We start from the raw sequence: 10,770 nt of genomic DNA on the forward strand, positions 1-10,770 counted from the left end.
CGACGAATTTATTCCTGAATCACTTACGGTCGGGGGACTAAGGACAAGATGATAAGGCAGCGCACGCTTAAAAACGTGATTCGCGCCACTGGCGTGGGTTTGCACACGGGTGAGAAGGTCTACCTGACCTTGAGGCCCGCAGCACCTGACACAGGTATAGTTTTCCGCCGTGTCGATCTCGAAGAGCCGGTAGAAATAAAGGCCTGTCCGAACAACGTTGGTGATACCCGCCTCTCCACCACGTTGGTCAATGACGGTGTGCGTGTCTCTACTGTCGAACATCTGCTCTCAGCCTTTGCCGGCCTTGGCATCGATAACGCCTATGTCGACGTCAGTGCTGCAGAAGTCCCAATCATGGACGGCAGCGCAGGCCCCTTCGTTTTCCTGATCCAGTCTGCAGGTGTGGAAGAACAGAACGCACCTAAAAAATTCATTCGCATCAAGCGTAAGGTGGTGGTCGAAGAGGATGACAAGTCGGCCGCTTTTGAACCCTTCGACGGCTTCAAGGTCGCCTTTGCCATCGATTTCGATCACCCGGCATTTGAAGACCGTACCAAGTACGCAGCTATCGATTTCTCATCCACCTCATTTGTAAAAGAGGTCAGCCGTGCCAGAACCTTTGGTTTCCTGCGCGATATCGAGATGTTGCGTGAGCGTCAGTTGGCCCTCGGCGGCAGCATGGACAACGCCATCGTGGTTGACGACTATCGCGTTCTCAATGAAGACGGCCTGCGTTACGAAGATGAGTTCGTGAAGCACAAGATTCTGGATGCGATCGGTGACCTCTACCTTTTGGGGCACAGTCTCATCGGTTCCTTCAGCGGCTGCAAATCGGGGCACGCCCTGAACAATAAATTGCTGAAAACACTGATGGCTGACGAGACTGCCTGGGAAGAAGTGACCTTCGATGAGGGAGATGCCGTGCCCATCTCCTACATGAAACCTGTTCAGGCTACCTAGGACCTGTTAACAGGCTTTAGACGAACTAACTCCTGTCAGTGCCGCCGTGCCTGCTTAGACGCTTGAGGGCTGCGCTCAGATCAGGATCGGAGATGGCTTCAGCTGTCTCTCTGACCAGATCCGCATTGTTCCGGGAGAGTTTCCGGGGAGTGTGGCGTCTGGTTTTTTTCGGGTTGTTTCCAAGCATTACACGGATTGTGATTTTCTCGACCCCGATGCCGAGTTGGCGTAGCTGGGTGTTGAGATCCTTGGAGAAGAAACGCAGCCGACTGGCCCATGCGGATGAGTCGGTGTAAATAAGAAGACGTTGCTCCTCATGCACCAGCCCGAGGCAGTGCAGGTCCAGGGGGGGAGGCAGCAGGGAGCGGACTTTGTCCAGCAATTGCTGTTGGGTGCGGTTTTTTGACAGCAGTTCCCTGATTTTTGGATCGGTTCGCAGAAACTCGCTGATAATTCGTGTTTTTTTTGCCATGTCCGGGAGACTGAAAGGGGCTGGGGATTTGATTGTAACCCGAATCTCTGGTTTGATAGTGAATTACTGTCTGATTTCCATGGTTTAGATTAAGACTGATAGAGACAATATGAAAGTCATTTTCCTGTCCAAATTTTGCCAGAAGTCCGGAAGCAAGGCGCTTTCCTTGCGCCAGCTTGTATTTGGAGTGGGCGTGGTGTTCGCAACAGTTGTCGGCACCTCCCTGTGGGCAGGTTATGAACTGGGCCAGCAGACCCGCTTGGCCAATAGCGAGAGCGAGCGGGCCAACCGCATTTTGCACGACATGATCCGTCAGCAACAGACTGACCTGGAAGAGACCAGGGCGGCAAGCCGTGAACATATCGACGCATTGGCCCTGCGCCTCGGTGAAATGCAGTCTCATATCCTGCGTATTGATGCGCTGGGTGAACGGCTTGCCATAATCGGCAAACTGGATACGGGTGAGTTTGATTTTTCCGAATCACCTGCGCGGGGTGGTCTGGACGCCAGCGAAACAGCCCAGTCGGTTGAGGCCGGGGAACTGGTTGCAGAGATCGAAGGCCTGGCGAGAACCCTGGACGACCGGGAGCACAAGCTGGAACTGCTGGAGGAGATGCTGCTGGGTATCGAGCTCCAGAAACAGACGACCCCGGCTGGCAGGCCGGTGAAAAAGGGGTGGATCTCCTCCCGTTACGGCTACCGAAAAGATCCCTTTACAGGCAAAAATGCGTTTCATCACGGTGTTGATATCGCCGGCAAGAAAGACTCCGATGTTTTTGCAGTGGCCTCCGGTGTGGTTACGTTTGCGGGGGAACAGAGCGGCTACGGCTACCTGGTGGAAATCAGGCATGCTGATGGTTACGCAACCAAGTACGGTCACAACAGCAAGATCTTCGTCGAGGCTGGTGACTTGGTCACCAAAGGCCAGGTGATTGGCAGCCTGGGTTCCACCGGCCGTTCCACGGGTCCTCACGTCCATTTTGAGATCGTACGCAACGGCAAGACCCTCAATCCATCCAAATATCTCCGAAAAATCAACTGACCTTTTGTCGTCAGTTGCGGAATTGAACTTATTTCCGCGTTTCAGGACCGATAGAGACCTGCTATCCCAGCCGGATTTGGGGTATGATTTCGTATCTTTTTGCCACCACTAATGGAAACTGAAATTTCATGGTCAGTAAGATTCTCAGGAAGGTCTTCGGCAGCCGCAACCAGCGCCTGATCAAGCGCATGTCGAAGGTTGTTGCCCAGATCAATGGTCTGGAGAGCCAGCTTCAGGACCTTTCCGATGATGAGCTCAAATCAAAAACCGCCTATTTCCGAGAGCAGCTGGCGGCGGGATCCAGCCTGGATGATCTTCTTCCGGAAGCTTTCGCCGTTGTGCGGGAAGCGGGGCGAAGAGTGCTGGAGATGCGTCACTTCGATGTCCAGCTGATCGGCGGCATGGTGCTGCACCAAGGCAAGATTGCAGAGATGCGCACCGGTGAAGGTAAGACACTGGTGGCTACCCTGGCGGTATATCTGAATGCACTGCCTGCCAAGGGCGTCCATGTAGTGACGGTGAACGATTACCTGGCCCGACGGGATGCGGCCTGGATGGGCAAGATTTACGATTTTCTGGGGCTTACCGTCGGCGTTATCAATTCCGCTAGCGGCATGGGGCCGGACGAGTCTTCCTATCAGTACGATCGCGAATATGAGGGTGCCACAGACGGCTATCCACAACTGCGCAAGGTCGGCAGGCGTGATGCTTATCACTGCGATATCACCTATGGCACCAACAACGAGTTCGGATTCGACTACCTGAGAGGCAACATGGCCTTCTCCGCCGACCAGCGCGTGCAGCGGGAGAAGTTTTTCGCCGTGGTGGACGAGGTGGACTCCATTCTCATCGACGAGGCCCGTACTCCCCTGATCATCTCCGGTCCGACCGAGAGCAGTTCCGACCTCTATACCCAGATCGACAAGATCATTCCCCTGCTGACTCGCCAGGATCCCATCGAGGGTGAGGATGGCAAGCCCGACTTCGGTCCGGGAGACTACTCGGTGGATGAGAAGGCGCGCCAGGCTTTTCTCAGCGAGGAGGGTCACCAGCACGTGGAAGATATGCTGCTGGAGATGGAGCTGCTGGGTGAAGGTGAGAGTCTTTACGACAGCAGCAACATTGCGCTGATGCACCACGTGAAAGCCGCCCTGCGTGCCCACGCCCTGTTCCAGAAAAACGTGGACTACATTGTGCGTGATGGCCAGATCGTTATCGTTGACGAGTTCACCGGCCGCATCATGCCCGGGCGACGCTGGTCTGGCGGTCTGCACCAGGCGGTGGAAGCTAAAGAGGGAGTGCAGATCCAGCAGGAGAACCAGACCCTCGCCTCCATTACATTCCAGAATTTCTTCCGTCTCTACGACAAACTGTCGGGTATGACCGGTACTGCCGATACCGAGGCGCCGGAGTTCCTCCAGATCTATGGACTGGAAGTGGTGGTTATTCCCACCAACAAGGAGATGGTCCGCGACGACATGGGCGACCTAGTCTACCTGACGTCCAACGAGAAGTACAGCGCCATCATCGAGGATGTTCAGGATTGCGTTAAACGCGGTCAGCCTGTGCTGGTCGGCACTGCCTCCATCGAGACCTCGGAGTTGATCTCCGGGCTTCTGGACAAGGCGAAGATCGCTCACCAGGTACTCAACGCCAAGCAGCATGAACGCGAGGCGGAGATCGTCGCCGAGGCGGGCCGTGCTGGTTCCGTCACCATCGCAACCAACATGGCGGGTCGTGGTACCGATATCGTGCTGGGTGGCAATCCGGAGGGAGAGATCGCCAAGCTGGATCCCAACCATGATCACGCCGAGATCGAGAAGATTCATTCAGACTGGCAGGAGCGACACCAGGCGGTGCTGGAAGCAGGCGGTCTCCACGTGGTGGGTACCGAGCGCCACGAGTCACGTCGCGTGGACAACCAGTTGCGTGGTCGTTCCGGTCGCCAGGGTGACCCGGGTTCAACCCGCTTCTACCTCTCCCTGGAAGACAACCTGATGCGCATCTTTGCGTCGGATCGTGTCTCGGCCATCATGTCGAAGCTGGGTATGGAAGAGGGTAAGGCCATCGAACACCCCTGGGTGACCAAGGCCATCGCCAATGCCCAGAAGAAGGTTGAGTGGCGCAACTTCGATATTCGTAAACAGTTGCTCGAATACGACGATGTGGCCAATGACCAGCGCAAGGTGGTCTACGAACAGCGCGACGGTCTGATGGACGTGAACGATGTGTCCGGTTCCATCCTGGCGCTGCGTGAAGAGGTGGTCAACGAGCTGATCGATACCTATGTTCCGCCCCAGAGTCTCGAGGAGCAGTGGAATATCCAGGGTCTGACCGAAGCGCTGGAGAAAGATTACGGATTGCAGTACTCCGTCCAGCAGTGGTTGGACGAGGACGATTCGCTGCACGAAGAGACGCTGCGAAAGCGTATCGTCAGTGAAATGGAGCAGGAGTACGCGGCGAAGGAGGCCCTGGTGGGCAGTGAGAACCTGCGCATGTACGAAAAGGCGATCATGCTCCAGATTCTCGATGCCAACTGGAAGGAGCACCTGGCATCCATGGATTACCTGCGCCAGGGTATCCACCTGCGGGGCTATGCCCAGAAGAATCCCAAGCAGGAGTACAAGCGCGAGGCATTCGAGATGTTCTCCCGCATGCTCAACAGCATTACCCACGAAGTGGTCTCGGTGCTGACCAAGGTCCAGGTGCAGGCCCAGGAGGAGATGGCCGTTGAGCGCCAGGAGCAGCCTGACGAGATCCAGTTCCAGCACGAGGAGTTTGCCGGTTTTGGCGAGAGCGAAGCCCCGGAGCAGCACCAGCCTTTCGTGCGCGGTGACCGGAAAATCGGCCGCAATGAACCCTGCCCCTGCGGGTCGGGAAAGAAGTACAAGCAGTGTCACGGCAAGTTGCAGTGACCGGGTAAGGGTATAGATGCCATGGCAGGGGATGAGTTGGAGTTCCTTCCTGTTGCCGGTATCCGGCTGGGTGCCACTGCAGCAGGAATAAAGTACCCGGATCGCAATGACCTGGTGATTGTTGAACTCCCTGAGGGATCGAGCTGTGCAGCGGTATTTACCCGCAATGCTTTTTGCGCAGCACCGGTTACCGTTGCCAGGGAGCATCTTGAGGCCACCGCCCCGCACTACTTGTTGATCAATTCCGGTAATGCCAACGCGGGTACCGGGGAAGATGGGATGAGGGCCGCCAGGGAGAGCTGCAAGGCGGTCGCTGCGGCACAGGCCTGTGCCATCAACCAGGTGCTGCCATTCTCTACCGGTGTGATCGGTGAACTGCTGCCGGTGCAGAAGATTGACGCGGCGGTGCCTGCGGCCCTGGCAGCGTTGAGCGAGCAAAGCTGGGCGGACGCCGCCAGGGCGATCATGACCACGGACATGGTACCCAAGTTGATCTCCCGCCAGTTCGAGCATGACGGCCATACCCTGACTGTCACAGGCATGGCAAAAGGCTCGGGCATGATCCGCCCCGACATGGCGACCATGCTGGCCTACGTGGCTACAGATGCTGCAGTGGATAAACCGTTGCTGCAGGCTTGCCTGGAACAGGCGGTAGCCCCTTCCTTCAATTCAATTACCGTTGATGGCGATACCTCCACCAACGATGCCTGTGTTCTTATGGCTTCTGGCGCGAGTGGGTGCTCACCTATCAATGATGTAGCTTCCACAGGATATGCAGGGCTCCGGGACGCCGTGCGCGAAGTCTGCATGGAACTCGCCAGGGCCATCGTCAAGGACGGCGAGGGAGCGACCAAGCTGGTGGAGATCCTGGTCGAGGGTGGCACGGACCAGGAGGAGGTCCGCAGCGTGGCCTACACGGTTGCTCACTCTCCACTGGTAAAGACAGCGCTGTTCGCCTCCGACCCGAACTGGGGCCGGATCCTGGCGGCTGTTGGACGTGCAGGGGTCAATGATCTGGATATCGACAAGGTGAAGATCTGGCTGGGGGATGTCTGCATCGTAACCGAAGGCGGACGTGCGGCTGACTACACGGAGGAGGCCGGGCAGACGGTGATGGACCGGGATGAGATCACCATCCGGGTGGCCCTGGGCAGGGGAGATGCCCAGACACGTGTGTTGACCTGCGACTTCTCCTACGATTACGTCAAGATCAACGCCGAGTATCGTACCTGACAGGTCGTCTTTTATGCGGCACGTTCACGTTGCGGTGGCGGTGATAGCGGATGAGGATGGTCGCATCCTGTTGACGCGAAGACACGACCATCTCCACCAGGGTGGCCTTTGGGAGTTTCCCGGGGGGAAGGTGGAGGAGGGGGAGACAATCTCCCAGGCACTGAAACGAGAAATCCGTGAAGAGCTGGGTATAGATGTGAGTGCCCACTTCCCACTGATTCGCGTTAAACACGATTATTCTGATAAATCGGTGCTGCTGGATGTACACCGAGTCACCGCTTTTGATGGTTCCCCCAAGGGATTAGAGGGGCAGCCCTTGTCCTGGGTGATGCCGGAAAAGCTTGGCGCCTACCCCTTGCCCGAGGCGGATCACCCTATCGTGAATGCTGTTAACCTGCCGGCTGATTACATGATTACCGGTCCGGATCCTGAGCGGCCGGAGGAGTTCCTTGCAAGATTGGGCAGGGCCCTCGGCCAGGGGCTTAGGCTGGTTCAACTCAGGGCGCCGGGGTTGACCGAGTCCGCTTTCAGGACGCTGGCGCAGGAGGCGTTGTCGCTTTGCCGGAACTCCCCTGGTGCACGCCTGATTTTGAATTCCGATCCCAGGATGGTGACAGAACTCGGTGCCGATGGCGTGCATCTCAACAGCAGGCGGTTAATGGCGCTGGACAGGCGTCCGCTGCCTGAAAAGTATTGGGTGGCCGCATCCTGCCACAACCTGGAGGAGCTGAGGCAGGCAGAACGTATCGGCGTGGACTTCGTGGTGCTTTCTCCCGTCTGCCGAACCGCGAATCACCCTGGCGCTGAGCCCCTGGGCTGGGAGCGCTTCCGTGAATGGGTGGAGGAGATTGCCGTGCCGGTATATGCCCTCGGTGGCATGACGTCGGAACTACTGGACCAGGCACGAACCCATGGGGCCCAGGGATTTGCGGCTATCAGGGGGCTTTGGCCTGTAGATTAACCCGGGTGAGGCAAGGCTATGCCTCAGTAGGTGTCGTCGTCTTCAGGGGGAAGGAACGGCTTCCCTGGCGTCTTGTCCGGAATCCGGTGTCCCTCATCGAGCCACTCTCCGAGATCGATCAAGCGGCATCGCTCGCTGCAGAAAGGGCGCCAGGGAGACTCACTGTCCCACTCAAAGCGCTTATTGCAGGTTGGGCAGCGACCATACTGTTTTCCGGTGCTCATGGTCAGAGGATGCAGCAGTTGAGGAAGAAGGTTACATCCTGTTGGGTCTGAGTGGGTCTATCCGCATCATTGGGTTCCAGGAAACGGACACTGAAACGGTGCTTGCCGCCACTGATCTCGGCGAACAGACCGTTCTCTTTCTGCAGGCCTACCCGGATCAGCTGTACAGGTGTCTGGGCGTCCAGGCTGTGCTGGTAGAAGCCTTTGGGTGCTTCCTCGCGGGTGGGGCGGGTGCTGCCACGGATCAGCGAGAGGATCAGCGAGATGGCAGCCTGGATAGGCGCCAGGGTATTGATCCACTCCTGGAGCTTGGCATGCCGCAGTTCTGCAGGTTGCTCCAGCCAGAAGTGATACATCGGCAGATCAAAGGCGCAACTGCCGCCAGGGATGCTGCTGCGCTGCATGATGCTTTTCAGGAACTCGTTTTCACGCAGGTCCTGGCACACCTGGCCGTTTATCTGGTGGAGTTGCCGGGTGATGTTCTCCAGCTCATTGAGTATTTGCTGCAGTCGCTCGACGTCCACGCCGTGGGTCTGCTTGATGGCGCTGAGTTTGTTCCGGTGCCTGTCCAGTTCCTTGATCAGGTCTGCCTTGATGTCGGCCCTGCCAAAGATGTTGATGATATCCAGCAGGGCGTCGATTGCTGCCCGGCTGCTCCATATATCCCCGTTCGGCAGGTGATGATTGGTCTGTCTGAACAGGTGCTCAAGACGCAGAAAGGTCCGTGTCCTCTCGTTGAGCGGATGCTCGTAAATGATTTTTTCAGATACGGCAGGTTGCATGGCAGGCGTGGACGCGTCCCTATTCGGTTTCTGTTGTGGGATAAGCCTTTATCCCTTGTGATATTCTATTGTCTTATATTTTTGGTGGCCGGGTAAACAGGGGATAGCCCTATGGCTGGGAAGGTTGTTCTGCCAGTTCAAGATAGCGATGGTGCAGGGAGAGTACTTTCGGCTTAAGCCTGCCAATCTCACCGGTGTTTTCGATAATGTCATCCGCAGCTTTCAATCGCTCTTCCCTGGATGCCTGTGCGGCGAGTATGGCCTGCGCCTGTTCAGTGGTTATGCCGTCGCGTTGGCAGATGCGCCTGATCTGAAGATCAACAGGGCAGTCCACTACCAGAACCTGGTCGACCTGGCTGCTCTGCCCGGTTTCCACCAACAGGGGAATGGAGAGAATGGCATAGGGATATTCGACGTTTGCAAGATGCTGCCGGATACGCTGGCGGATCAGCGGATGAAGAATGGCCTCGAGATCTTTTCTTGCCCGCTCGTCGTTGAAAACAAGTTCCCGCAGAACTTTGCGCTGAAGGCGCCCTTCGACATCCAGAATCTGTGGGCCGAATCGTTTTTCAAGTGTTGCCAGGACCGGCTGCCCGGGTTCAACCACTTCCCGTGCTACCTCGTCGGCATCGGTAACGGGTACACCCAGTTCAGAGAAGAGCCCCGAGACGGCAGACTTGCCGCTGCCGATACCCCCGGTGAGGCCTACGGTGAACATGGTGACAACAGGCCCTAGGCCAGGCCGGCCCAGGTCAGATAGGCATGGTTGATCTGCTCACCCCAGAGCATGCTGATCCAGCCGGCGGTGGCCAGGTAGGGGCCAAACGGGATGGGGATGGTGTGGTCGCGGCCACGAAGAACGATCAGCACAACCCCGACCAGCGCGCCGACAACCGATGAGATGAGAATGATCAGGGGCAGGTACTGCCAGCCGAGCCAGGCGCCAAACAGGGCGAATAGCTTGAAGTCCCCGTAACCCATGCCCTCCTTTCCGGTCAGTAACCTGAACAGCTGAAATACGCTCCATAATGAGAGGTACCCTGCGGCAGCCCCGATGATGGCGGATTGGCTGTCGGTGAAAACCCCAGGCATTGATAACAGCAACCCGAGCCAGAGAAAGGGAATGACGATGATGTCCGGCAGCAGTTTGTGATCGTAATCGATCAGGCTCAAGGCGATCAGCCCCCAGGTCAGGGGAAGGGCAGCAGCGGCCTGCCAGGTGAAACCCATGTGCCAGACCACGAACAGCGTCAGAACGGCGGTGACGAGTTCCACCAATGGATAACGTGGCGATATCGCCGCTTTGCAGCTGGAGCAGCGCCCTTTAAGAAACAGGTAGCTGACGACCGGTATGTTCTCCCAGGGCCGTATTTCGTGTTCACAATGCGAACAGCGTGAAGACGGTGTTGCAAGGTTGAATGGGGTGGTGTCCGGGGCATCGGTGCTTTTTACATCAAGCAGTTCTCTGCACTGCTCACCCCACTCCTGCTCAAGCATCACCGGCAGTCGGTAGATGACCACGTTGAGGAAGCTGCCCACGGTTGCGCCCAGAAGAAGACAAAAGAGGTAGAGTGTAGCTGGATCAAGCTGTAGTAAGCCATGGATTGACATGTTTGTGCAGTCGGTTGACTACTTGCCGCCAATAAAGTTACGAGAAATTATGTTGCGATGAGTGGGGTAGTGGCATAATTCCTCCTAAAACAGTGACATATAAAACGATTAAGTGAGCTTGTGAGTATTAAGTGTTGCGAAATAAGCCCTGCGGTAGGGCAAAACGCTAGCATATACAACATTTTGCAACAAAACCAACTCCTATGTGTTTTCTTTAAAATGCAACAAACACTCTTCGCTTGTTGGGCCAAGAAGTGGGATGTTAGATGCAGTGATCGTGATTTACATCGATGTGAAGTTTTAGTCTTAATATCGCATGGCAGTCTCTGCTGCAGATCAAAGAGAACGGACATAGAGATGTAGCTGCTTAAATGCCTGCTACGTGACCATAATTGACTCTATCTGACCTACAGTTATGTGGAAAGAGAGAGGTTAAAGGTTAAGGATGGTCTGAAAAATTAGAGTTTTCATTCGCTAGTGGGCCATGCGGTTAATTCGGCAACGCATTCTTTGCCCTATTCACCGAGGCAATAATTTTCTCAGCACTCTTGGTCCACTGGAATGGCTTGG

Annotated in this window: 10 protein-coding genes; 5 read left to right on the forward strand and 5 right to left on the reverse strand. The window is 56.3% G+C overall.

Annotation, left to right across the window (positions count from 1 at the left end):
* Positions 1-48: 48 nt before the first annotated feature.
* Entirely contained in the window at positions 49-960 is a 912-nt protein-coding gene (lpxC, locus tag BOW53_RS03280) for a UDP-3-O-acyl-N-acetylglucosamine deacetylase (protein WP_078486082.1), read from the forward strand.
* A gap of 25 nt (positions 961-985) precedes the next feature.
* Here the strand turns inward: lpxC and BOW53_RS03285 are convergent, their stop codons facing one another.
* Positions 986-1,432 (reverse strand): DciA family protein, encoded by a 447-nt coding sequence (locus BOW53_RS03285; RefSeq protein WP_078486083.1) that lies wholly within the window; start codon positions 1,430-1,432, stop codon positions 986-988.
* 196 nt (positions 1,433-1,628) lie between these two features.
* Here BOW53_RS03285 and BOW53_RS03290 point away from each other — a divergent pair, with 196 nt between their 5' ends.
* From BOW53_RS03290 to BOW53_RS03305, 4 genes are all read left to right on the forward strand, one after another.
* Complete coding sequence (locus BOW53_RS03290; RefSeq protein ID WP_245831980.1) at positions 1,629-2,474, forward strand: M23 family metallopeptidase; 846 nt, start codon at positions 1,629-1,631, stop codon at positions 2,472-2,474.
* A 128-nt stretch (positions 2,475-2,602) separates the two neighbouring features.
* Entirely contained in the window at positions 2,603-5,389 is a 2,787-nt protein-coding gene (secA, locus tag BOW53_RS03295) for a preprotein translocase subunit SecA (protein ID WP_078486085.1), read from the forward strand.
* A gap of 21 nt (positions 5,390-5,410) precedes the next feature.
* Entirely contained in the window at positions 5,411-6,622 is a 1,212-nt protein-coding gene (gene argJ / locus BOW53_RS03300) for a bifunctional glutamate N-acetyltransferase/amino-acid acetyltransferase ArgJ (RefSeq protein WP_078486086.1), read from the forward strand.
* Between the two features lie 13 nt (positions 6,623-6,635).
* Positions 6,636-7,583 (forward strand): Nudix family hydrolase, encoded by a 948-nt coding sequence (locus BOW53_RS03305; RefSeq protein ID WP_078486087.1) that lies wholly within the window; start codon positions 6,636-6,638, stop codon positions 7,581-7,583.
* A gap of 23 nt (positions 7,584-7,606) precedes the next feature.
* On the opposite strand, the gene BOW53_RS03310 is transcribed toward BOW53_RS03305, so the two are convergent.
* The 4 genes from BOW53_RS03310 to BOW53_RS03325 all read right to left on the reverse strand — a co-directional run bounded on the left by BOW53_RS03310 (position 7,607) and on the right by BOW53_RS03325 (position 10,200).
* Positions 7,607-7,807: a DNA gyrase inhibitor YacG gene (locus tag BOW53_RS03310; protein WP_078486088.1), complete on the reverse strand. Its 201-nt coding sequence runs from the start codon at positions 7,805-7,807 to the stop codon at positions 7,607-7,609.
* A gap of 2 nt (positions 7,808-7,809) precedes the next feature.
* The gene (gene zapD, locus BOW53_RS03315; protein WP_078486089.1) at positions 7,810-8,589 is read right to left on the reverse strand and encodes a cell division protein ZapD; all 780 of its coding nucleotides are present in this window, start codon (positions 8,587-8,589) and stop codon (positions 7,810-7,812) included.
* Between the two features lie 109 nt (positions 8,590-8,698).
* Positions 8,699-9,307 (reverse strand): dephospho-CoA kinase, encoded by a 609-nt coding sequence (gene coaE, locus BOW53_RS03320; protein WP_078486090.1) that lies wholly within the window; start codon positions 9,305-9,307, stop codon positions 8,699-8,701.
* A 14-nt stretch (positions 9,308-9,321) separates the two neighbouring features.
* Complete coding sequence (locus BOW53_RS03325) at positions 9,322-10,200, reverse strand: prepilin peptidase (protein WP_078486091.1); 879 nt, start codon at positions 10,198-10,200, stop codon at positions 9,322-9,324.
* Between the last annotated feature and the right edge of the window lie 570 nt (positions 10,201-10,770).

The sequence above is a fragment of the Solemya velesiana gill symbiont genome (assembly GCF_002020805.1).
Lineage (GTDB): Bacteria > Pseudomonadota > Gammaproteobacteria > Chromatiales > Chromatiaceae > Sedimenticola_A.